The following is a 25,063-nucleotide window of genomic DNA, read 5'->3' as shown; positions in this document are numbered from 1 at the left end:
CCTTTCTGTACTCCTGAGAATTACGGCCTCGCCATGAGAACGTCATGAGAAACCCTCGAATCTATACCGATCAGCCTCTGGCAAAAGATCAGGTCGTTGAGCTAAGTGACAGTGCTGCCAATCATGTCGGTAAAGTCCTGCGCATGAGGCCTGAAGAGTCTCTTATCCTGTTTAATGGGCAGGGCGCTTCATGGCAGGGTAGAATCAAGTCTGTGGCAAAAAAAAACGTTGCAGTTGTCCTGGAAGCAGAAATAAGCCTGGTCACGGAATCCCCCTTGAAAGTCCACGTCGGGCAGAGTCTTAGCAGGGGTGAACGAATGGATTACGCTATCCAGAAGGCTACCGAGATGGGCGTGACCGAAATAACGCCGCTCTTTTCCGAGCGCTGTGAAGTCAGGTTGAATGCCGAGCGCCAGGAAAAGCGAGCCAGACACTGGCAACAAATAGCCATCAGTGCCTGTGAGCAGTGTGGCTTGAACAGAGTTCCGGTGATTCACTCGCCCGAGCCTGTTGCGGATTGGATGGCAAAGCAAAACGCTGACCTGAAATTTGTGCTTCACCATCGGACCGATAAAAAACTGGAGGGGTTCGTTCCTCCAGAAACGGTTTCTCTTTTGATCGGTCCCGAAGGTGGGTTGACTCAAGAAGAAATTACCAGCGCCGAGTCGTTAGGCTTTCATGTCCTTGCACTGGGCCCGAGAGTCCTGAGAACGGAAACCGCCCCGGTCACTGCAATCAGTGTGATGCAGTATCTTTGGGGCGATCTGTAAACATTGCCGAGAGCTGTTGTTCCACTTTTTCAAGATCAGGAATGGCAGCAGGAATTTCCTTGATAATGACCCTGAATGTTTCTGCTGAACCTGTATCTGCCTCGATAGCGGGTTGAACGTCACCCGCTGTCAGATCTAATGTCCTGGGGATACCCTGTATCACCATGCCATAAAAAGGCAGCTGCTCATTTCCGGTACTGCTGTGCATTACTGCAATCCGTGCCGTTGCAGAGAACTCTGCAAAACGACCACCGTTGATTCGTTCAAAGGAAATCAGGGGTAGTGTTTGTCCCCGCCAGTCAATTTCACCGAGAAACCATGAGTTTTTCTCTCTGTTACCCGATGGACGACTGTAGTCTACAACATCGGCAATACAGGAGGCAGGCAGCAGAAGTGGCTTCTGCTGCATCGGGATCAAACGGGACTTCAGGCTTCTGCTTTCCATAGGTTCAGGACTGCCCGTCATGACGCTACTCCTTTATTCATTGTTGTGAGCTTTGGCACTGATCAATTGCTCGATGGAGGCCAGCATTTCATGTTCCTGGAAAGGTTTACCCAGATATTCATTAACCCCCAGGCTGAAGGCTCTGGCTTTATGTTTCTCACCAGTTCTTGAGGTGATCATGATGATCGGCAAAGACTTCAGGCTGTCATCATTACGCACGGCACTGGCCACCTCATAGCCGTCCATCTTCGGCATTTCGATATCCAGAAGCATGATGTCGTAGCGGTTTTCAGCCAGTTTGGCCAGAGCTTCGATACCATCCCTAGCACTTTCAACCAAATAGCCATTACGTTCTAACAGACGGGTGGTCACTTTACGTACAGTAACCGAGTCGTCCACTACCAGAACACGTTGGATGGTTTCTGCTTCTTCATCCATCTGGCTGGCCAGTTCTACAGAGTGCTGTTCAATCCGATGTCTGCGAAGCAGTGTGACAGGGTCGATAATGATGGCAACACGACCATCACCAAGAATGGTGGCACCGTTGACACCGACCAGACCTGCGAACTGCGGGCCCAGACTTTTGGCAAAGATTTCAGTACCGCCAATGATTTCATCCACATGCAGGGCCAGATTCTTGCCGCCCCGCTCGATGATCACAACCGGGCACTGCCCGGACTGAATTCTGGGGGTTGCATCACCCAGAATTTCACCCAGGAACATGAGCTGGTGTTCGATACCCCCATAATGCAGAGGGGTGTTGTTCTGGTAGCAGTCGATCAGGACACTGGGGTCCACTACCGTAATACCATCAATGGACTGCATGGGCAGGGCGTAAAGGTTGTCTGCAACCTGGACCATCAGAGCACGGTTTACCGACAGCGTGAAGGGTAGACGGAGCTTGAAAGAGGTTCCCTTGCCAGGCTCGCTGTCAATCTGAATACTACCACCCATCTGACGTATTTCTGTATTGACCACATCCAGACCTACACCTCGACCGGAAATCTGGGTGACAGATTCCGCAGTACTGAAGCCTGGTTCCAGGATCAGCTGAGCAATTTCCTGGTCGGTCAGCTCATCTTCCGGAGTGATCAGATGTTTTTCCAGTGCCTTGGCGTGAACAGCCCGAAGATTGATGCCCCGGCCATCATCGGCCAGTTCAATAACAATATCGGCACCATCTCGGGCAATGGCAAGCGTTAGATTGCCGGTTTCCGGTTTACCCAGTGTCAGGCGGTCCTTAACGGAGGCTTCAATACCATGATCAATGGCATTTCGCAGCAGGTGCTCCAGTGGTGCGAGGGTCCGCTCCAGCATGGTACGGTCCATCTCACCTTCAGCATTGCTGACATTCAGGTTGATCGGCTTGTCGAGCTCAGTCGACAACTGACGGGTAATTTTTCGCAGGCGTGGCAGCAGACGACTGAATGAAACCATTCGGGCCTGCATCAACTTTTCCTGAAGCTCTACCAGCGTTCTGGACTGTTGAAGCAGCAGGGTTTCTGCATCACGATTTTTTTCCTGGATGTCTTCCTTCAGGTCCTGGAGGTCAGTCGCGGACTCAACCAGAGAGCGGGACAGCTGGGTCAGTTCTGAATACTGGTCCATTTCCAGGGGATCAAACTCAGGATTACTGCCGTACTCTTCTTCAAAGGTGGAAATAACCTGGGCCTGGGTTTCGGTATCCAGACGACGCAGCTGTTCTTTTACCCGGTCGATGGTACTGTTCATCTCCTCAAGAATGTTCCCCATGTCCTGAATCTGCTGCTCGATTCGACCACGATGAATACTCGACTCACCGGAAAGGTTGATCAGCGATTCCACAAGCTGCGCAGGGACACGAATCATCTCAACACCTTTGAAGGTATTGGCTGCGCTGCTGGTAACCGGTGTGTTTATTCGTGTTGATGCAGGGGCAGTCTCTTGTGCGATCATTTCAGGCGCACTGGTACTACTCTCTAAGGATTCAGACACTCTGGTGACGCCTGTGTTCCGATTTTCTTCATCAATAACCAGAGCATCGTCTATTACTATTTCTTCGGGCTGTTCGCAGGTCGTGTCAGACTCTTTTTTGACCTGACCCAGGTAGTCAGGGAGAGCTTCTACATGCGCTTCAGCCGTTGCAAGAGAGGGTAATTCTGCTTCATAGTCATGATTGAGAGTCCATTGCTCCAGCTGTTCTACCATCGGGATGACAGAATCGGGTGACTGCTGATTTTTCAGGGCAAGCAACATCTGGTCAACCTGATCATGAGCAGCCTGTAGCAGGTGTATCGGTGCTTTATCTGCAGAACTTCTGCCCATGGCAATAGCACTGTAGATAGCTTCGATGGCATGACTGAGGTCACCCAGTTCCGGCTGGTCTGCCATTCGGGCACTGCCCTTGAGGGTATGCAGAGAGCGCTGCAGATCGGTCAGAGATGTCAGGTTTTGACGATTATTCAGCCAGTCTTCCAGAGCATGATGGCAATCTTCTGCCAGATCAGAGGCTTCTTCCAGGAACAGTTCCAGCAGTTCAAGGTCATGCTCTTCCACTTCTACTTCTGTTTCAATGGTGAGAGCAGGTGACATCCCTGAAACTGAGGGCTTTAGAAGCAATTCTTCAACATCTTTGGCATCTTCAGCATCTTCAACAACGACAGCAACTTCAGCCTCTGGCTTAACAGCAGGTTGCTCTTCAATGGCAGGTTTTTCTGTCAGCGACTCCAGGATGATTTCTTCAACTTCAGGGTTCTCAACCACTGGCTCTGGAGACGGTGCCTCCTGAACAATCTTGTCAATTTCAATATTTTCAGGGACGGCTCCTGCCTGAATCGGTTCAGCGATGAGCAGAGCTTCCAGAGACTCCCTGAGTTCTGTGAATACTGATTGCGGTGGAACCGGGGTTTGCTGGGCCGCAATCATATTCATCATATCGACCATGGCTTCGAAGCCGTTGGACAGAGGTGCCGCAAGAACCCCGGGTAGATTGTCTTCGTACTTATCCAGATAGTTCATAACATCCAGAAGCACGTCACATAGTTCAGTCAGAGCGGTGAGTCGTGCTTCGGTTGCCCGTTCGGCCAGTGTTGTCAGTTCTTTCTGGAACATTACCAGCTCATCTCTGGGCAGAGCGATGCGCCAGGTAGAGAGGTAATCATCGGCATCCAGCAGTAAACCCAGGTCGCTGTGAGCAAACAGCCGGGTGTCCTGACCGCCAGTGTATTTTCTGTTGGTAGACTGTGCTTTATGCTGTTCGGTGATGAGCTGGGCATGAAGCGCTTCCAGCCAGGACAGGTAATTTTCAGAATCCAGTACCGGTTGTCTGGGTGAGAGGGCCAGCTGTTCGAGGCCATCCTGAATGAGCTCAAGACCCTTTTCCAGCATACTGATCACCCGGTCATTGGCCGGAATCAGGTGGGCTCTGAAATCCTTGATGTTCTTTTCAAGGGCAACAATGATGCTGGCCAGCGGCGCTATTTCTGCCATCAGGGCTATGCCCTTCATAGTATGGAGAGAGCGTTGTACCTGATCACTGATCTGGCGCTTTCCACCCTGGACTTTCACCTGCTCAACAAAGGATTGAACGACTTCCAGATGAACTCTGGACTCGCCGAGGAATACGTTAAGCAGCTGGATGTCGTAAGCTTCCTGTCCGACAGATTGCGAAACGTCTTTCTCAACATCTACATTTATTTCTGGCTCAGATGATGGCTTGGATAGCGCATCAATAGTGGCCCGCTCTGCTGCCTGTGGGACAGGTTCTTCCGCTCGTTGAAAATCGATATCCGGGTCATTGGCGATGGCGTCATCAATGGACTCTTCCTCGTCCTCAATGGTGTATGCTTCACCTCGGGACAAAGCGTCAGCCTGTTCCATGCAAACCAGAACTTCGTGGGTCAGAACCTGGCTCTGCTCAGCAAAGTCGGAAATCAATCCTGGCAGCATATGGGTAACGCGGCTAACCAGATTGCTCAATTCAGGGCTGTTATGAACGGTTCTCTCGATCAGGCGGTTTAACATGTTCTCGATGGACCAGGCCAGTTCACCCACAACGCTCGCACCCACCATACGACCACTGCCTTTCAGAGTATGAAAAGCCCTGCGGATATCTTTCAGGGTGTTCAGATCATCCTGATGATTGATCCAGGTAGTTACGTCTTCGGTCAGCTGCTTCTGAACTTCGCCAGCCTCTTCAATGAAGATGATCAGCAATTCATCGTCGATGATGTTCTCTTGTTGGTCCTCTTTGACTTCGACTTGCGGAGTGAGGGCTTGCGCCTGCTGCGGTCCAGCCAACCGTGAAGCTTCACCCGGAGCCTCTGCCTCAACGCTGCTGTTGCTAGTGTACTTGAACTGAACTACATCGTATGGGCTGACTTCGACGGGTCTGTTTCTGTTGGTCAGGGTCAAAGAAGTCTTAACTTCCAGATCAGTGGTTTTTGCAGAACTTTGTTTTTCTTCCGTTGAGGGCTCTTGTACTTTATTTTCGTCCAGAGTGATGGGCATCGAGCCGTCGAGAAAGCTCTGCTCATCAATCAGCAGTTCAAGATCTGTCTCACGCAGGGCAGACAGGCTTTTGTCTGCAACATCCAGAATGGCGTCATGTTCTTTCTGATCTCTGTCACCCAACCTTTCAAGGTAGTACTCAATACTGGTCAATGCATCAGCCAGGTGTTCCAGTTCCATCTTTTCAGGTGTTTTACCGTTTTCTATCCACTCTTTCCTGATGTGATCTGAACAGGCTCCGACCAGAGCAGCGGCCCGGGTCAGAGGTGTCATGGACAAACCGCCTTGCACTTTACGGAGCAGTTCGGGTATCGGGCTCAGGAAATCCGGGTGATGATGACTGTCCACAAAATCGACGATGGCATCTTTGCCCTGCTCAAGATAGTGGCGAGCCTCTTTGACAACCGCCTGATAGACCTCTTCCAGCAGGGGTGCGCCTTCGCCTGCCTCCAGACTTTCACCTGCAGCATACCTGGATAGCGCAGTCTCAAGGTCAAGAATGGTGCCAGCAACGTCCATCAGATGCTCTTCAGCGTTCTGACCGGTATTGATCACACTCTGGATCAGTGCTTTTTTCTGCTTCAGGCGATTTTTAAGATCTTCCATGCCCAGGATGGTCAGGGTATCTGCCACCTGCTGAATGACCGGCAGCTGGTTTTCCAGAACCAGTGGATCAGGATCGGTTGAGAGAAGGTAAAGGTCTAGTGCTTCCTTGATACCTGTCAGCTCGTAGTTCAAAGCTTCAACAACAGGTTTTGTAGCATTCACGCCCGTCAGAACATCGGAAATACCAGCCTGAGCTCGTTTCAGCTCATCTTTCAGGTTATAGCGTGATTTCAGTACTCCAGTGAAACCCCCACGGCCTTCGGAAGTGGCAATGTTGTACAGCAACCCCCGGAACAGTGCATCATTTGGATGACTATTGACAAAGGGAGCGCCCTGTCTGATGAACAGACGGATCTGGCCATCCAGTTCCCTGAGCAGGTTAGCAACATGGATGTTCTGTTCGATCGACTCATTATCCAGCCCTTCAGTCAGCGCAATACTGGCTTCCCAGAGAGGAGAAAGAGGGGTGCCCCAGGAAAGGTCCTGAAGTTTGGCAAACAATTTGGCCAGAATTTTAATCTGCTGAGGTCTGTTCTGATCTCGAAGATAGCCTGCCAGTGTTAGCTGATACTTCTGTCTTATTTTTCTCAGTAACGGTGTCAGTCCGCTCCGTTCAAGGCTTTCCAGTTGTGGTGACGCAATAGGATCGATCAGCGAGCGGGTATCCGGAAAGAAAAAAGTAGCTTCCGGGAGAGGGTCTTCACCTCGCAGACGTCTTAGTTCATTGATCAGTGGCAGAAGTGTCAAGGGACGATCAACGCCACTGTTCAGAGTTTGTTGAATGTAACCTGTCAGCTGCAGAGTGGCCTGCATCAGGACTTCCAGAGCCATTCTGACATCAGGCACTCGCTCACTGATCAGGGCCTCGGACAGTTTGCTCATTTCCAGACTCAAGTGGGTTGCGCCTACATGCTGCAACATTTTGAGTGTGCCATGAACCTGACTGAATGCGCTCTGCCCGGCATTGATGTGGGCTGGGTTGCCTGGCTCTTGCTGGTAATTTTCCAATGCCTGGCCAGCTTCAATGAGCGTCTGCTCAATCTCTTCCTTAACCCAGTCCAGGCCTGCATAATCCTGTTGTTCAGCCATTGCCGGCCCCCGCTATTCCGTGCCAGCAACCTGGGCTGCTGGAATAAAAATACTCATCAAACGGTGATTTCGTCTTCTTGCGCTCTAGTCACTGCTTCATTTTCTGCTACCGAAGGCAGGCGGAAGCCGGATACAGACTGACGCATTTCCAGAGCCATTTCTGCCAGGTTGCCTACTGAACCGGCTGTTGCTGTGGTACTGGAGGCTGTATGGGTGGTGATGTCCCGGATGGTGGTCATACGCAGGGCTATCTGTTCTGCTGAGCCTGTCTGCTTCTTCGCTGTGTCGGAAATATTCCGGATCAGGTCGGCGAGGTTACTGGATACTTTCTCAATTTCTTCCAGGGCAACACCCGCATCCTGTGCCAGTCTGGCACCGTTTACCACCTCGGAAGTGGTTTGTTCCATGGAAATAACGGCTTCGTTGGTATCGGTCTGGATGGCCGATACCAGTGCTTCAATCTGCCTGGTCGCGCCGGATACTCGTTCCGCAAGACGCTGTACTTCATCCGCTACCACCGCGAAGCCCCGACCGGCTTCTCCCGCCATGGAGGCCTGGATGGCGGCGTTCAGGGACAGAATGTTGGTCTGGTCTGCGATATCGTTGATCAGGGCAATGATGTCACCGATTTCCTGGGAAGACTCACCCAGCCGCTTGATACGCTTGGAGGTGTCCTGAATCTGTTCGCGGATAGTATCCATGCCCTCGATGGTATTACGAACCACCTGACCACCGCTGGTGGCAATTTCTACTGATTTTTCCGCTACATTGGCTGACTCGGAAGCGTTCTCGGATACCATGGTCATTGATTTGGTCATGTCATTGACCGCCTGACTGGCATAGTTTATTTCCTCTGCCTGATGCCCTGCTGCTTCAGCCAGTTGTTTCGCGGTACTCTGTGTTTCCTGAGCTGAGGTATCTACTTCCACCGCCGTTTCGTTGATGGTTTTAACCAATGCCCGGAGCTGTTCAATAGAGAGGTTAATGGAGTCAGCGATGATACCGGTAAAGTCTTCGGTTACTGTCGCCTGTACTGTCAGGTCACCGTCCGCAAGGCCATCCATTTCATCGAGCAGTCGCTGGATTGCAGCCTGGTTGGCTTCGTTCCGGGCTGCAGTTTCAGCCAGACGCCTGCGGGTGTCTCTTACGATGGCCACGGCGATTATCAGCACAGAGAGCAGGGCAACGACACCGGCAATACTGATGACCGTGTTGTTGATCAGGCGCTGGTCAGTCAGACTCTCGAAAGTGTCCACGAGAATAGAAGTCTGTTGCAGCAGTTGCTGGGAGTCTGTGAAAATCTGGTCAGAAGCGGCACGCACCTGGAACAGTTCCGGGGAGGTCTCCAGAATCTCGTCAACACTGCCTTCTACAAATCCGAACAGATCGGAGATTTCGGCCAGACGATCAGTGGCTTCTTCATCGGTGACCTGACTGATACGCATGGCCAGGTTACCTTCCAGCATACCGTTCAGTACCCGACCAAACAGCTTGGCGTCACGACCAAAGCTGTCTGCAGCCATGATGGAGTCTTCACCCCCTTCCAGTACTTTTGAGACACTTCGAATAATACGTTCTGCGAGCCATGGCTGACGCTGTGCCAGTGCGATCTGCTCATTGGGAGCATTGCTCTCGAGGAGAATCTCTACCACCTCATCATACTCAACCTGCAGCTGGGGAATAGTTTCACCCAGTGTTTTTGCCACTTCGTGCAAAGCTAAAACGGTTTCTTCTGCAGCCAGAATGTTATCTGCCTCTATTTTCAGTTCAGACCAGGCAGCGTCCAGTGTGTCGATCCGTGTTTTAGCGATACTGTCACCGGGGCTGAGAAATGGAGCAACAGAAAGCCTGGTGTCTTTCAGGGAGCTAAAACGTGCATCGAACTCATTGCGTGCTTCACGCAACAGGACGAAAGCTTCTTCTTTACCGGCCGATGCCTCGGTGGCACTGGTCGCAATACGCTGAGAGAGTACCCGGAGCTCACCGGCGTCAGTCAGGTGCTGTTGATCAAGTTCACTTTGCTGGCTGAGATAAATAAATGAGCCGGTGATTACGGAAAGAGAGACTATTAACAGGATAATCGAGGCCAGAATGGCTCGGCTTGCCCCTGCTCCCTGGGCTTTGGTTGCGGTATTGCCTTTCATTATTGTGGTCCCCGGTGACTTCTTCGGAATGCTCGCTTTTTGGATTGTTTTTATTCGAATACTTTTTATCGTTTGACCCCTTTCGTCACCTGTGGTGAAGAAAGACGGTTCCTGTCACTTATCCAGCATGAAGCTGATTACGCTATGGCTGCTTTCAGAAAGCGGGGATCATTCACCAACCGCTGTGTGTTGAATACCATGTAATCTTTTTCTTGCTGGTAATGACCAACGGTAAACGGTTTAACTTCGTCAAACAGATAGTCAGGTACTGCATCATTGAAATGGCTGGTGGAAAAATGCACCATACCCTGCACCTCATCAACGATGAGACCAACTGATACTTCCCCCTGCTCGACAATCATAATCCGGTTGGCCGATTTACCGCTGTCTCTGGCCTGACCCAGAAACTCTCCCAGATCTATGATCGGAAGTAAACGTCCACGTACGTTTGAAATGCCCTTTGCCCAAGGTTGAACACCTGGCAGGGGTGTAGTGGATGGAACTGGAAGAATGGCCGTTACCTCACCAACCTGCAGTGCAAATTGCTGATTATTCAGTGTGAAGCCAAGTCCACTCCAGGACTCAACCTGTGTTTGCTTTTCAGGAAGCTCAAAAGCATATTTGCTGATCCTGGCATCCAGCTCTACCAATGCCTCAAAGGGGCTTGTTTGGGAGGTATTCATGCAAGTTTGGTTTCCAGAACATTACCCAGTGTTTTGAGCAGTGTTGCTTCACGGATAGGCTTGGTCAGATAATCCTTTGCGCCTTGCCTGATTCCCCAGACCCTGTCGGTTTCCTGATCTTTGGTGGTGACAATCACGACCGGAATATGGGAAGTATTGTTATCTTTAGACAGTTGACGTGTAGCCTGAAAACCATTCAGACCAGGCATGACAATATCCATTAACACAGCATCGGGATGTTCGGCCCGGCACAGTGCTACACCGTCGGCACCGTTTTCTGCAGTCAGCACACTGTGTCCGTGTTTTTCGAGCATGGCTTTCAATTGGAACAACTCAGTGGGTGAGTCATCAACAATGAGAATGTTTGCCATTATTTTCCCCTGTTACTGTTTTTGCCCAAATCCTCAGGGCCAAGCTTTTTTCATTGTTATTAGCCGTTCTTTTTTTACCATGGAAATACCGAATGTTCTTCGTTGCAATCTGGGTATTTCCCTGCGCTGGCTGCAGACTGTTTCTGTTTCGAAATAATCAGGTTCCTGCCAGAACCATTGGTTAGAAGGCTCAGTACATGTTTATAACAGATTTTTTTAACATTTTTTACTACGAAAATGCAGCTCACGAGGACTTTGTTGCCTTATTAATTCTCTGTACGGAGCCGCATCAAGGCTCAGGGCTGTTTTTATCAATCATTGACTGGACAGAAATGTCTGATAGTACCCAGTAGTTCATCTTTGCTGAAAGGTTTGGTCAGGTAATGATCGGACCCGGCCACACGGCCTTTCGCCCGGTCAAATAGTCCGTCCTTACTCGATAGCATGATGACAGGGGTTTCCCGGTATGAATGATTGTTCTTGATCAGTGTGCAGGTCTGGTAGCCATCCAGGCGTGGCATCATGATATCAACGAAAATAATGTTGGGCTGGTTTTCAGCAATTTTTGCCAGGGCATCAAAACCATCAGTGGCTGTTACCACTTTACAGCCTTCTTTTGTCAACAACGTTTCTGCGGTTCTGCGAATGGTTTTACTGTCGTCTATCACCATGACTTTCAGTTGCTCAAGACTGACATCCCGCTTCTTATGACTCGCCGGTGATGCAGCGTTTGACTCATAGCTGTTCATGCTTCTGTCCATATACACTCTGATCACCCGAACCCTGATCCTTTGGCTTCAGATGCTTTTATTTTTATTTACCATGAAAATGCTGATCGGATGTCAGCCTTTCCGCTCATGGCAGTTTTTTTGCACCCTTCTCAATCCTGATTGAGAAGAAGAGTATTGATGACTCAAAATTTTTGAACTTTTTTATGTCCATTCTGAAAGGAATTTATTTCATTCAGACTTTCCCATCTTTTAACACAATTTGCCGGTGAATAGCCAGACGGCGAGTGGCTTAATAGCCTGACAAATGGGGGGGAAGTTCACTAAAGCCAACTCCTTAAAAGCCGATGTATTGAGACATCGTTCAACTGAACTGTCTGGCGGAGGGGGATGCTTATGAAATTCAGTCCGAGATCGTCTTTGAGGCAGGTGCACCTGCTTCGCCTACCCCGTTTATGCCTGTTGGGCATGTCTCTGGTCGGTAGTGTTTTATTCAGCAGTCTTTCAATGGCAGAGACCCTGAGTGAGGTGATCAATAAGGCTCTGGTCAGCCACCCTCAGGCTCAGGCTGGCTTGAGTCGGTACCGGGCCGCTATTGAAAATATTGATGTAGCCTGGGGAGGCTGGTGGCCTTCTGTCGATGTCGCGACAGGGATTGGCGGCCAGAAAAAGAGTTACCCTGATGATCAGCCTAACGAAGCCCTTGGTGACAAGAGCTTTACCCGTAAGGAAGCCTCTTTTTCTATTAGCCAGAATCTGTTTTCCGGATTTAATACCAGCCGCAGTGTTGACCGGGCTCGACATAGTGCTGCTGCAGAATACCTGCGTCTGAGGAATACTCTGCAGGATCTGGCTCTGGACATCACCGATGTCTACCTGAAGGTTCTGGAAAGAAGGGATATGGTGCAGCTGGCCGAAGAGAATCTGGAACTCCACAATTCCATTCTCAAGCAGATCGCCCAGCGCAGCCGTCAGGGTGTTGCCAGAAGTTCAGACCTGAACCAGGTTGAGGGAAGGGTAGCAAGAGCGACAGTGAATGTGATAAACGCCCGCAATAATCTCATGGATGCCGAGAGCGAATATTACAGTCTGGTAGGCGTCATGCCAGGCGATCTGAAGCAGCCAGACACCTACGAGCTGGCTGTTTATGAAAGTTTTGATGAGGCTCTTCAGGCCAGCGTCAAAAGGCATCCGGGCATCCTGGCGACGGAGAAGGACATCAAGGCTTCCGAGTCAGAGGAATCTGCGACTGACAGCAGCTTTTTCCCGTCATTGGATATCAATATTGATAAGAGCTGGAAACATAATGCAGATGGTCAGCTGGGCACTCACGCAGATACAACGGCTGTACTGAAGCTCAGTTATAACCTTTTTCGTGGCGGTTCTGACAGGGCCCGTTCCAAAGAAAGCGCCTACAGGACCCAAGAGAGCAGGGCCCAACGGGACAGGATGCTGAGGAATGCCGAAGAAACCTTGAGGTTGGCCTGGTCTGCCCGTGAGTTTATTGGTGAGCAGATGGAGCACCTTCGTCTCCATGAAGCATCCAGCAAAAAAACCGTTAAGGCTTACCAGGAGCAGTTCAATATCGGTAAACGAACTCTTTTAGATTTATTGGACAGCGAAAATGAACTTTTCCAGTCCAGCCGCAGTTTGACCAGCGCAGTCTATCAGGAGGTTTTCGCACGATTCCGGATTGTTGCTGCTACCGGTGAGCTTCTCGATAATCTGGAGATTATCCTCCCCGCAGACTGGCAAGAGCAGGATTAACCCTTTCAGTTTGCTGCATCGGAGCGAACCATTGCTCTGGTGCTGATTTGATCTAATCTCTCCAAGTCGTGATTATACCAATCAAACTTTCCCACTCGTGAAATCTTCTACTAGCCTTACTGGGGAAAATAAACAGGTCTGCTCAACTGGTAAAAGCGGTTCCAGAGGATCATTCAATGAAAATACTTGCTGTAACGGCCTGCCCAACCGGTATTGCTCATACCTATATGGCTGCCGAAAAACTCACCGAAGCTGCACTCAATCAGGGACATGAGATCAAGGTAGAAACCCAGGGGGCCATGGGCATTGAGAACGAAATCACGCCTCAGGATGTAGAAGAGGCAGACGTTGCACTTCTGGCAGTGGATATTACGGTGGATGGTGAGGACCGTTTCAGGGATCTCAGGATCATCAAGGTGCCTGTATCAGAAGCGATCAGGAACCCGGAAGCGGTGATGGCACAATTGGGTCAGGGATAAAGCGTGGTCAGTACTCGTCCTCAAGGTCGTCCTCAAGGTCGTCCTGATTGTCCCAATCATAGAAGTTCTTCAGATGCTCATAATTGAGCATCCACTCCCTCTGTCGCGAGTACTCACCGGCGGCAGTGGGAGCGGCGGGGGGGATGACTTTACCAATAAATTCCAGAGGTTCTCCCTCTCGATAGATCTGGAAGTCAGTGACTTCCTCCTGGTCTTTGAGGCCTTGTAGCCAGTAATGACAGAGTTCAGTCAGGTCGATTGAGATATCAGTTGCCTGATCCAGCCGATTTTTTTCGAATATCAACTGTTTGAGCATCTGATAAATCTCAAGATCCTCTACCGCTATCTGTTTATTAAACCGGCTCATTTCAAGCCTCTCAATATCCCGGACTATTGAGGCTGGAAGACTGTTGGAGAGCGCTGTTTCGGGCTGTTCGAAGCCGATATGAAGACGGGGCTGATGGCTACCAGTGACGTCCATGGCAACTACTTTGGCTACTTCCGGGTGCACATCTTCAAAATCAGTCAGCAGCTTTTGACAACGTTCTCTCTCTGTATCACTGCCGTTGCCTTTGAGGAGCTTAGCGGTATTTGGCGAGGTAGCAGCGAGTCCCACCTGATAGGCATAGATGGCTTCTGTGGGAAACTCCCGGGCTGCAGGATGCTCATACTTTCGCATTAAATTCATGAGTATGGGGAACAACATCGCTTTTCTTGCTGAATGTGCCAAGCCCTGGCGGTTGTCGTTTTGTCTCGGTAATAAAGCCGGAGTCCCGACAGAAGCTTCTTCCATGAGCGGGTCGTCCTGCCTTAACAGAACGGCCAAATCTCCCTTTGCGTCAAAATCTTTGGCGGGAGTGTCATCTTGATAAAGTTCTGCTTGATAGTACTTAAGCGTTGCGATGGCTGGGTCACTGCTCTGAGTCGCCAGATCCGGCTGCGGGTCTTCTTTCAAAGACGGAAGTTTCAGTTTAGAGGTCAACGGGTCAAGCAGAAGTTCCTCACTACGGTCATCTGTCTCCGAAAGATGTTGTGGCACTGCATACACACCAGGCCTGTGGCTATCAGGTCTGGAAAACTCTGGTGATTTCTCCAGTAAGGTTGGTTCAATGCGAATACCTCTTCCTTTTAAATTTGGTTGAGGTAAGGGAAGTCCCATGTCCAGCAAAGTTTGCTCGCTGCTTTCCAGTTCCCTTTTTGCTTCGGCGAGGTCCTTTTGCAGAGCGGCTTTTTTTTCTAAGGTGTAATACCGGCTGACTTGCGTGAACGTCTTTGCCAGTGATTCCCTGATTGCGCTTGCAGCCTGAGGATCTCCCATGTTCTCGTCGGCAGGGATAATATTGGTCATCTTGCCATTACTGCCAACGTGAATGACCAGAAGAGGTGTCTCGGTACTGTCAGGGATGCCTGAAGCAATCTGTTGGCTCAAGCTGGCTGCAGATCTGGCCAGCGTTGCACGGGTTTCAAGAGCTTCTACCCTGAAGCTTTGCTGAATGAAATGCTTTTCGGCTTCTTCCGGGGTTGTCGGAGAAAGATTTGCAGGCCCGGGCCTGGTGTCGGGAACAGGTGCGGTTTTTGCTGTTTTTCGCTGCCCCAGAGACGTTTGCGGCTGATGATTCTCTCCCCTGGGAAGCACAGGCCTGGTTTTATCGTCTGGCTGACTGCCAGGCCTGTTGGGTGGCTGTGAGCCGTGAACGCCAGGCTTATGGGGATGGGAAGGAGGTATGCTCATAGTATGCTTCCGTTGAAAACCGGTCAGAGGCCATATTCGTATTGGACTTCCCTGATCGTATTGCGATCAGGACTGATTTTATCAAAGTAATCTCTAATACCCTCTCGAATGGCATCTGCTACTTCCTCCTCACTGGCTTCAGGGTGACGATAAATATCGTCAACAAATACGCCGGTGCGAAGAACAGGTAGGGTGGGGTGACCTTCCCGGGCTGCCCAGTGGTTGTATTTGTCCTGTGTAGTAACAAGATTTTTAGCGGTTAGCCGGACACTTTTGAGAAAGTGATCTTTGTTATCAAAATGGACACTAGAACCGTTCGGAGGCACCACATAAATCATGGCGCGGTTCTTCCTGATACCGACCGGACAGTGCTCATCCTTGAAAACGTTGACAAGGACAGTCCCCTGATTTTCCCGTTCGTCGGTGACGAAACCATACATGGCTGCCAGAGGCGTACCATCAGTGAACTCTTTGTTAGAAAAGACAATTTCCGAGAGTCTTTCGCCCTCTTCAATTTCTGAGCGTCCTTCGCCCTCTTCAATTTCTGAGCGTCCTTCGCCCTCTTCAATTTCTGGGTGTCCTTTATTCACTTCTGAGCGTCCTTCGCCCTCTTCAATTTCTGGGTGTCCTTTATTCACTTTATTCACTTCACCCTCCGGTTTTGCCAAAAAACCCTGCTGAGCCTTTCTTATGGCTTTTTGCTGGGCAGAGGTGAAAAATTCTCTAAACCGGGCATTTATTCCGTCGGCTTCTTCTCCAAATAGTGAGTCGATAGAACCTGCGTTCACAGAGGCGATATTCCCTGTTTGCCCGTGATCAGCCTCAGTCTCCCTCGTCAGGTAGATATCTGAAAAGTCACCTCCCAGGTTCACGGGTAGCTGGCGCTCTACGGGCCTCACAAAAATGCTAAGCGGTTCGTGAGGTCCAGTTGGCCTGATGCGGGTGTCTTCATCAGGAATGTCAAAAGGCATAAACGGTCTGGCTGTGGAAGGGGGCATGCGTCTGGAATCATCTTTTGGAATCAAAAGAAACTGACCTTCAGCCGATTGTTTGCCGTCGGGTTCGCCGGGGTTAATTGGTCTTGCCGGAGCCCGGGCGGTGAACTGGTTTTCGTCAATGACCAGTGTGATTTTTGGGATCGGGGGAGTAGGTACGGTGCCACCGTTCTCTTCGATGTCTCTACTGATATGAATCAGTTTTTCTTCGGTGTTTTCTATCTGTTTTCTGAGTGCAAGTTTCTCTTCGGGACCATTCTTTTGGCCAATCACTGTGAGTTTTTTCTGCAGTGACTCCCTGAGTTTGATGGCTTTTTCCGAGTCGGTTGGCAGCTCAGGGTCTGGCGGTAATACGGAGGTCATTTTGCCATCTTTTACGTAAACAATTTCAAAAGGCAGGTTATCCTGAAACCGTGATGGATTATGAAGGTGGTTTTTCAGGTCAGGGATGTAGTCCAGAAAATCGCGCTGGGCCTGAAAGCAAAGAATCTGATTGAACTGTTCGTGATATTCATTCTCCAGCGCGTTTAACAGACTGAGTCGGGGCGTGGCGGACGTCGGTAGCATTTTGCGTCTGCTGATCGGGGTATCAGGTGCTTCGCGGTGACCAACGGGGAGTGCATTGGGTTTTGTGTGCGGTGTGATCTCTCCTGTGCCTGGCGAGGATGGAGTTTGAGACTCGGGCACAAACGGGATAGATCCCGGACGCTGCGAAGGAGGTATATTTCCGCTACCAGTTGACATAGCTTATTCCCGAATTAGTTGACCTTAAAATGCTTTTCTGTACTCACGAGTGTTTAACTTGTTGCTTTGTTATCGGTCGGTAGAAGCAACAAATGAGATAGGGAGATGAAATCGCTATAATGTCGGGTTAAATGAACCCGGCAATGCTCGCAGCCTCCTATATCAGAGACTGGCAGCACAGGCTGGAAAGGCGGTCAGTTATTCCCGATCGGGCACCGGAGCTGACCAGTCAGGAGTGAAAGCAACCGATAGAGCCGTTGATGAGTAAACAAGATACAGCCTTGAACCAGAAAGAAGCCGTGAGCCAAAAAGACTGTGCTCAGCGATTTATATTTGAGAATGCCGACCTTCGTGGAGAGATTGTCTCTCTTGACAACAGTCTGACAGAGTCTCTGGCAGCCCATGACTACCCGGTAAATGTCAAGGCGTTGCTGGGAGAGCTGGTGGCTGCTGCCGTCCTGCTCAGCTCGACCCTCAAGTTTGAAGGTATTCTGAGCCTGCAGGCCAAGGGTGATGGTCCCCTGTCGTTGTTGATGGTTGAGTGTACCGATCAGAAAACTTTCCGTGCTCTGGCGCGCTGGGACGAAGAGAATACCGACAAGCTGACCGCAAAAGGCCTGTCAGGTCTTCTGGGGAATGGTCAGCTGGTAATGACGATTGATCCTCACAAAGGCAATCGTTATCAGGGTATTGTGCCTCTGCATCATGAAACCCTCGCAGAAGGTCTGAATGCTTACTTTAAACAATCCGAACAGCTGTCAACCCGTTTATGGTTGGCCAGTAATGGTGATCAGGGAGCAGGTATTCTGTTGCAGGCTTTGCCAGCCAGTATTGAGCAGGAAGAAGATGAGCGTCAGGAATCCTGGCGGCGTATGGTCATGCTGGTGGATACGGCAACCGAAGCAGAGATGCTCGAGCTGGAACACGAGACTCTTTTGCTCAGACTGTTTCATGAAGAAGAAGTACGGGTTTTCGATCGTCAAGCGGTGACCTTCAGCTGCAACTGTTCACGTCCTCGCAGTGCAAAAATACTGGCCAGTCTGGGTCAGGAAGAAGCTGAGTCCATGGTAGCGGATCTCGGAAAGATCGAGATGGGTTGCCAGTTCTGTAGTCAGACTTATACTTTTACGGTACAGGATGTGGCTGAGATCTTCCGGGGTAATGAACCCAAGACGCACTGAATGGCCTCGCAGCTTTTGCGAATCCTCGTTTCGGCCGGAGAACTTCCGGCCAAATCCTCACTCCATTGAACTCAGACAATCAAACTTTAACAGAGAAACAGGCTATTTAAGCGTTTATCTGAACCAATATATCCCCTATCATAGGTGCCCCTTCATCGGTTATCATAGAATCACAAATGCAAACATAACAACTTTTTTGAAGCTTGGGAGAGCTCTTAATGGCAGAAGTTAGCGCAAATGTTGAGCTGAACAAAGAAGCTCTGGCCAGTCTTGGTATCAGAGACGTGGCGGACATTGTTTACAACCCGTCCTACGAGCTTCTATTTGAAGAGGAGACACGTCCTGAGCTGGAAGGTTATGAGAAAGGCGTGGTAACCGAATTGGGGGCTGTCTCTGTGGACACGGGCATTTTTACTGGCCGTTCCCCTAAAGATAAGTACATAGTAAAAGATGATACGACCCGCGATACTCTGTGGTGGTCTGACCAGGGTAAAAATGACAACAAGGCGATCACCCAAAGCGTCTGGACTGATCTGAAAGGCCTTGTTACCCAGCAGTTATCCGGCAAGCGTCTGTTCGTGATCGACGGTTTCTGTGGTGCCAACGAGGAAACCCGCCTGAGTGTTCGTTTCATCACTGAAGTAGCCTGGCAGGCACACTTCGTTAAAAACATGTTTATTCGTCCTTCACAAGGTGAGCTGGAAGGTTTCGAACCTGACTTCGTGGTCATGAATGGTGCCAGGTGCACCAATCCAAACTGGCAGGAGCAGGGCCTGAACTCTGAGAACTTCGTAGCCTTTAACCTGACTGAGCGGGTTCAGATTATCGGTGGTACCTGGTACGGTGGCGAGATGAAAAAAGGTATGTTCTCCATTATGAACTACCTGCTGCCACTTAAAGGTATGGCTTCCATGCACTGCTCAGCAAATGTTGGTAAAGACGGCGATGTTGCAATATTCTTCGGCCTGTCCGGTACCGGTAAAACCACCCTGTCTGCCGATCCAAAGCGGGCGTTGGTAGGTGATGATGAGCATGGCTGGGATGACGATGGAGTCTTCAATTTTGAAGGCGGTTGCTATGCCAAGACCATCAATCTGAGTAAGGAAAATGAGCCAGACATTTTCAATGCTATTCGTCGTGATGCGCTGCTTGAGAATGTGACGGTCCTTGAAGACGGTACGATTGATTTTGCTGATGGTTCCAAGACGGAAAACACTCGTGTCTCCTATCCGATTGAACACATTGAAAACATTGTTAAACCTGTCTCAAAAGCAGGTCATGCGAGCAAAGTGATCTTCCTGACGGCTGATGCGTTCGGTGTGCTGCCTCCGGTATCCAGACTGACACCAGAGCAGACCAAGTATCATTTCCTGTCTGGTTTTACAGCCAAGCTGGCCGGTACTGAACGTGGCATTACTGAGCCAACGCCAACCTTTTCTGCGTGCTTTGGGGCAGCTTTTCTAACCCTGCATCCGACCCGATACGCTCAAGAGCTGGTTAAAAAGATGGAAGCTAATGGTGCCAAGGCTTATCTGGTTAACACCGGTTGGAATGGCACTGGCAAACGTATCTCCATCAAGGCTACCCGTGCCATCATCGATGCCATCATTGATGGCAGCATTGATGAAGCAGAAACAGTGACAGTTCCTTACTTTGGTCTGCAAGTTCCAACTCAGGTTGAAGGGGTGGAAGATGGCATCCTGAATCCTCAGGATACCTATGAAAACAAGGCGGATTGGGATAATAAGGCCCGTGATCTTGCTGATCGCTTTATCACCAACTTCAACAAGTTTACTGATACCGACGAGGGCAAAGCTCTGATCGCCGCTGGCCCGTCACTGGACTGATGCAAATAAAAACTGTCGTTCAATAGCTGTTGTAAATGCTATTGTCCGGCAGTTTTTTTATGTTCGCAGTTTTTCCACAAAAGGAAAACAGCCCGGTGCTATCCGTTATTTTACCTTTCGGAATCATCAATTGGCCGACTATTGGTGAAAGACAGTGATAAGGTAATTAACCTTTCTCAGGCTCATGAGTCTGGCGATAAGTACCTGGCCAGTTGGTTTCGCATATTCTGGCGAGTGGATTTTTTCATCCTTCAAGGCGCAACGACGGGCGCGTAGCCATAGCTACGCAACCAGAGTTGTAACGCAGAAGGATGGAAAAAGCCGCCGTTCAGAAAATGCGAAACCAACTGGTTAGGTACTTAAAGCCATAATCAAAAAACAAGATTTACCCCGATCTTGTAATAATTTCATTCATTTACTGGCAATTTGATGATTTAGTGCCATCCTGTTGATCTGCTTTTAGTGCAATCTGAGAGAAGCGATGTTTTAACATCAGTGGTATGAATATGCTCTGGATGTAGTTTCTCGATATCTATTGCATGTTGTTTACACAAGTCAGGCTACAAGTAATGTTTGCATTGCTTAGCGCGTTTTACTGAGCTTGTAAAAATTTAATATGGTCATTAACTGATAGAGTTTTGTTTTATGTTAAAAAAAAGAACTTTGTCTAACGTCGTCCATTTTCTTGTATTGCTTCTTGTTTCTTTAATATCGGCAGCAGGCCACTGTGATGAGACTTATCACATATTTTCCCAGCCTTATGCCCCCCCGTTGATCAATGAGCTGAGGCCACTCCCACCCAATGTTTTGAGCATGATGCTTAATTTTCATGGAATACAGGGCAAGAGTGTAGTGTCGGTGGATTTATCTGGCCATGAGCCTTCAATAAGCTATGAAAAGTTCATGCGCTGGGTAGATACATTTTTCTTATCCGGCCGCTTCAAGGATTATTCCTGGATAGTCAGGCCAGTGACTGATGGGGCTGGCACATCAAAAGAGTCATCAGAGACTGTGCCCAGCAATAGTAATGAGGTGGAAAATGGTGGCCATTCAGAAACACAGCAGTCAGCAGCAGATCCAGACACTCAGCAGTCAGCAGCGGATTCGGGCACTCAGCAGATAGCAGCAGATTCAGACACTCAACAGCCAACGACGGAAAATGAGTCTGTTGTAGACGAAGCTCCTGTTGCTAAGAGAAAAAACGTCAGCAAGCGACGTAACAAAAAAGCGGTTAAAAATTCAGCTAACACTCCCGAGGTTGAGTTGAGGCTACAGGCACTCAAAGTTGAGGCAGCTTTTCTGGGAATAACATGGGAAGAGGTTACCACAGATCATATACCTGAAAATTGTCCTTTGATCGTATGGATGATAATGCATGAAGTTGATGATGCACTAAGGTCTATCCCGAGCTCTGACGAATCCAATGAGGACTTCTCCGAAATGCTGGCAAAGTTCGACCCGGCATTAGAGCTGGTATTGAGAGCAATGTTGGAGGTAACTGAAGGCAGCAGAATAGCAAAACTCGCCAAGCTCTGGATCAAACATGGGCTCATAAAAAACAACAATCATTTGGATGTTGAAAGTTGGCTGCTCAAGGAAAAAGATTTGTCTTATTTTAACTTTGAAATTGAGGATGTATCTCTGTTTTACGAAAATCGTTTAAGATCATGGGGAAAGGACTACATGATTCACAACGGGGTAACATCTAAACAATTGTATGCTAATAAGTTGAACAAAAAAGATTTCCGTTCGCAGGTATTATGGAACCTTCTTTTTCACTTTAGCGAAATAGAAGGATACATAGAGAATAAATCCCTAGCTGAATTTAAAGTGTTCGAGAACACTATCCTGTCTGTTTTAGATGATTTATTCCGTGAGACCAACAATATGAAGCACACTGAATTGGCTCTGATGGTATTATGGCTCGACATGGAAATTGACAGATGCGATATCGATTTTAATTGGAGGGATAAACTCTGTGAACTCAGGATAGACAGAAGTAGTGCTGCAGGCTTGAAGCGTCGGCAAAAAAAATCACTATCCAGCCATGCTGCCAAAAAGCGTAAATCAGAGGATGATGATAAAGATAAAGGAGAGGCAAAACGCAAGCGTTCTAAAGACACGGATGAAAACCCTGTTTCAACCAAGTCAGGGCGTAAAGTCGTTGTTCCAGTGCGATTCAAGGAATAGATTTGCACAGAAGTTAAGGCTGCCTCTTTCACAAACAGACAAAGAAGGATTAAGATAACGCTGGTCGTTTTATCACTAACTTCAGCAAGTCTACTGATACCAAAGAAGGCAAGGTCCTGTACGCTGAAGACCTGCCGCTGGACTGATGTAAAAAACTGTCGTTCAATAGGTGCTTTGGTGAGCAGTTGTCCGGCAGTTTTTTGCCGGGAGCTTTTGTACAGCAAGGAAGGTCCACAGAAAGGAAGACAACTCGCTGCCATCCGTTATAATTCGCCTTTTCGATAAATTCAAAGCTAACAATTGAGTGGGTTTTATGGAGATCATCTTTCAGCGTATTGCTGAAGAGCTGAACGTTCGTCCTGCGCAGGTCACCAGTGCTGTTGCGCTGCTGGATGATGGCGCTACAGTCCCTTTTATTGCCCGTTACCGTAAAGAGGCTACTGGTGCTCTTGATGATACCCAACTGCGTACGCTGGAAGAGCGTCTGAGGTATCTTCGTGAGCTTGAGGAGCGTCGTGAAACGGTTCTGAACAGTATTCGGGATCAGGAAAAACTGACGCCTGAACTGGAAAAGGATATTCGTGCTGCGGACACTAAAACCCGCCTTGAAGATCTTTATCTTCCTTACAAACCGAAGCGCCGTACTAAAGGTCAGATCGCCATTGAAGCCGGTCTGGAGCCACTGGCTGATCGATTGTTCAACGAGCCGGATACTGATCCGGAAGCAGCCGCCGCTGATTTCGTAGATGCTGATAAAGGCGTTGCTGACAGCAAGGCGGCACTGGAAGGCGCACGCTACATTCTAATGGAAAGGTTCAGTGAAGACGCCGAGCTGCTGGGTAAACTCAGGGATATGCTATGGAGCCAGGGCGTTCTTTCCAGCCGTGGTGTTGAGGGTAAGGAAGAAGAGGGAGCGAAATTCCGGGATTACTTTGAGCACGATGAGCCGATCAAACAGGTTCCTTCTCATCGCGCCCTGGCTATTTTTCGTGGCCGCAATGAAGGTGTGCTCCAGTCTGGCATTCGTCTCGAGAATGAACCTGAGTCGCGCCTGGAAACACATCCCTGCGAAAAAGTCATTGCTGATCACTGGGATATTTCAGATCAGGGCAGAGCGGCTGACAAGTGGCTTAAAGATGTCGTGCGCTGGACCTGGAGAGTTAAGCTCCTTACTCAGCTTGAAACCGACTTGATGACCCGTGTCCGTGAAAGTGCAGAGGAAGAAGCGATCAAGGTGTTTGCCAAGAACCTTAAAGATCTGCTTTTGGCAGCCCCTGCAGGTCTGCGCCCAACCCTGGGTCTTGATCCGGGTTTGCGTACGGGTGTCAAAGTGGCTGTCGTCGACGCTACGGGCAAACTGGTAGAACACACCACTATCTTCCCTCATGCTCCTCAGCGCCAATGGAAAGAAGCTCTGGGAACTCTGGCCACTCTCTGTCTGACACACGGTGTTGAGCTGGTCAGTATTGGCAACGGCACAGCATCCCGTGAAACGGATCGTCTCGTTGCTGAGCTGATGAGAGCTTATCCAAAACTGGGGTTGACGAAAATTGTCGTCAGTGAAGCCGGGGCGTCGGTTTATTCTGCTTCTGAACTGGCAGCTCGTGAATTTCCTGACCTGGATGTTTCTATCCGTGGTGCAGTATCTATTGCCCGTCGTCTGCAAGACCCACTGGCTGAGCTGGTTAAGATTGAACCTAAAGCGATTGGTGTGGGCCAGTATCAGCACGATGTCAGTCAGACTCAGCTGTCACGCTCTCTGGAAGCAGTCGTTGAAGACTGTGTAAACGCTGTCGGCGTTGATGTAAATACAGCTTCCAGTGCCTTGCTGACTCGTGTGTCCGGTTTGAACAGAACACTGGCAGATAACATCGTTGCTTTCCGTGACCAGAACGGTGTGTTTTCTGATCGTGAAGCGCTCAAGAAAGTGGGTCGTTTTGGTCCCAAAGCCTTTGAACAGGCAGCAGGTTTCCTGCGCGTCATGAACGGTGAAAACCCACTGGATGCTTCAGCGGTTCACCCTGAGTCTTATCCTGTTGTGGAGAAGATTGCCCGTCAGTCTGAGCGTGCAGTGCATGGCCTGATTGGCGATTCCCTGTTCCTGAGGTCTCTGGATCCCAAAACATTTACGGATGAAAGCTTTGGTCTGCCCACCGTGACCGACATTATTTCTGAACTGGATAAGCCGGGACGTGACCCCCGCCCGGAATTCAAGGCGCCAGAATTCCAGGAAGGCGTTGAAAAAATCAGTGACCTGAAGCTGAACATGGAGCTGGAAGGCGTTGTCACCAATGTAACCAACTTTGGTGCCTTTGTTGATGTCGGTGTTCATCAGGACGGTCTGGTTCATATTTCTGCGCTGTCCGATAAGTTTGTAAAAGATCCCGCTGAAGTGGTTAAGGCCGGTGATATCGTCAAGGTGAAAGTCATGGAAGTAGACGTCCAGCGCAAGCGCATTGGACTCTCTATGCGCATGAATGACAAGGCGGAAGAAGTGACTCAGGCCAGTCGGCAACCTCGTGGTGAACGTTCCGGTGGCACAAAGCCTCAGAGTCGTGGTAGCAAAAGAAACAACCATCAGGCTAAAAAAGAGCAGTCCGCCGGGTCTTTTGCTGACCTTTTTGCCAATGCTAAAAAGCTGAGAAAGTAAATAGGCAACAGGAGCAGCCCCCAGGAGGCTGCTCAAGGTCTCGAAGGTTTCGCGGTCATTCGATGGGTGCAAGGCCGATTCTAACGTTATATAGTCCGCCCTAAGAAATGATTACCGCCTTCTGCAATGCTCGCAGGCTCCTAGGCGACCCCTT

At 49.5% G+C, this 25,063-nt stretch carries 15 protein-coding genes; 7 read left to right on the top strand and 8 right to left on the bottom strand.

Going from position 1 to position 25,063, the window contains the following annotated elements; translation table 11 throughout:
* The first annotated feature begins 44 nt into the window (after positions 1-44).
* On the top strand, positions 45-770 hold the full coding sequence (locus ACOJUN_RS06345; protein WP_422135817.1) for a 16S rRNA (uracil(1498)-N(3))-methyltransferase: 726 nt from the start codon (positions 45-47) through the stop codon (positions 768-770).
* On the opposite strand, the gene ACOJUN_RS06340 is transcribed toward ACOJUN_RS06345, so the two are convergent.
* The 6 genes from ACOJUN_RS06340 to ACOJUN_RS06315 form a co-directional block, all read right to left on the bottom strand.
* Positions 736-1,236: a chemotaxis protein CheW gene (locus ACOJUN_RS06340; protein WP_422135816.1), complete on the bottom strand. Its 501-nt coding sequence runs from the start codon at positions 1,234-1,236 to the stop codon at positions 736-738. The genes ACOJUN_RS06345 and ACOJUN_RS06340 overlap by 35 nt on opposite strands.
* 12 nt (positions 1,237-1,248) lie before the next feature.
* Entirely contained in the window at positions 1,249-7,398 is a 6,150-nt protein-coding gene (locus tag ACOJUN_RS06335) for an Hpt domain-containing protein (RefSeq protein ID WP_422135815.1), read from the bottom strand.
* A 56-nt stretch (positions 7,399-7,454) separates the two neighbouring features.
* Entirely contained in the window at positions 7,455-9,542 is a 2,088-nt protein-coding gene (locus tag ACOJUN_RS06330; protein ID WP_422135814.1) for a methyl-accepting chemotaxis protein, read from the bottom strand.
* Between the two features lie 137 nt (positions 9,543-9,679).
* Positions 9,680-10,225: a chemotaxis protein CheW gene (locus tag ACOJUN_RS06325; RefSeq protein WP_422135813.1), complete on the bottom strand. Its 546-nt coding sequence runs from the start codon at positions 10,223-10,225 to the stop codon at positions 9,680-9,682.
* The gene (gene pilH, locus ACOJUN_RS06320; RefSeq protein WP_422135812.1) at positions 10,222-10,596 is read right to left on the bottom strand and encodes a twitching motility response regulator PilH; all 375 of its coding nucleotides are present in this window, start codon (positions 10,594-10,596) and stop codon (positions 10,222-10,224) included. The genes ACOJUN_RS06325 and pilH overlap by 4 nt, the downstream gene beginning before the upstream one ends.
* A 311-nt stretch (positions 10,597-10,907) precedes the next feature.
* A complete protein-coding gene (locus ACOJUN_RS06315) occupies positions 10,908-11,267 on the bottom strand; it encodes a response regulator (RefSeq protein WP_422137046.1) in 360 nt (119 codons plus the stop codon).
* Between the two features lie 564 nt (positions 11,268-11,831).
* Between ACOJUN_RS06315 and ACOJUN_RS06310 the strand changes: the two genes are divergently transcribed.
* Positions 11,832-13,091 carry a TolC family outer membrane protein gene (locus ACOJUN_RS06310; RefSeq protein ID WP_422135811.1) on the top strand — a complete coding sequence of 420 codons (1,260 nt, stop codon included), beginning with the start codon at positions 11,832-11,834 and terminating at the stop codon, positions 13,089-13,091.
* Between the two features lie 176 nt (positions 13,092-13,267).
* Positions 13,268-13,570: a PTS fructose transporter subunit IIB gene (locus ACOJUN_RS06305; RefSeq protein ID WP_422135810.1), complete on the top strand. Its 303-nt coding sequence runs from the start codon at positions 13,268-13,270 to the stop codon at positions 13,568-13,570.
* Positions 13,571-13,577: 7 nt separating this feature from the next.
* On the opposite strand, the gene ACOJUN_RS06300 is transcribed toward ACOJUN_RS06305, so the two are convergent.
* A complete protein-coding gene (locus ACOJUN_RS06300; protein WP_422135809.1) occupies positions 13,578-15,302 on the bottom strand; it encodes a hypothetical protein in 1,725 nt (574 codons plus the stop codon).
* Positions 15,303-15,325: 23 nt separating this feature from the next.
* Positions 15,326-16,864, bottom strand: coding sequence for a hypothetical protein (locus tag ACOJUN_RS06295; protein WP_422135808.1), 1,539 nt, complete (start codon positions 16,862-16,864; stop codon positions 15,326-15,328).
* 437 nt (positions 16,865-17,301) lie between these two features.
* Here ACOJUN_RS06295 and hslO point away from each other — a divergent pair, with 437 nt between their 5' ends.
* The 4 genes from hslO (at position 17,302) to ACOJUN_RS06275 (ending at position 24,909) form a co-directional block, all read left to right on the top strand.
* Positions 17,302-18,222: an Hsp33 family molecular chaperone HslO gene (hslO, locus tag ACOJUN_RS06290; protein WP_422135807.1), complete on the top strand. Its 921-nt coding sequence runs from the start codon at positions 17,302-17,304 to the stop codon at positions 18,220-18,222.
* A 245-nt stretch (positions 18,223-18,467) separates the two neighbouring features.
* Positions 18,468-20,069, top strand: coding sequence for a phosphoenolpyruvate carboxykinase (ATP) (pckA, locus tag ACOJUN_RS06285; RefSeq protein ID WP_422137045.1), 1,602 nt, complete (start codon positions 18,468-18,470; stop codon positions 20,067-20,069).
* Positions 20,070-20,882: 813 nt separating this feature from the next.
* The gene (locus tag ACOJUN_RS06280) at positions 20,883-22,259 is read left to right on the top strand and encodes a hypothetical protein (protein WP_422135806.1); all 1,377 of its coding nucleotides are present in this window, start codon (positions 20,883-20,885) and stop codon (positions 22,257-22,259) included.
* A 313-nt stretch (positions 22,260-22,572) separates the two neighbouring features.
* Positions 22,573-24,909, top strand: coding sequence for a Tex family protein (locus ACOJUN_RS06275; RefSeq protein WP_422135805.1), 2,337 nt, complete (start codon positions 22,573-22,575; stop codon positions 24,907-24,909).
* Positions 24,910-25,063: the final 154 nt, after the last annotated feature.

Origin of the sequence: Endozoicomonas sp. ALD040, assembly GCF_049275945.1 — a bacterium.
Taxonomy (GTDB): Bacteria; Pseudomonadota; Gammaproteobacteria; order Pseudomonadales; family Endozoicomonadaceae; genus Endozoicomonas_A.
This window is presented reverse-complemented; position numbering and strand designations above follow the sequence as displayed.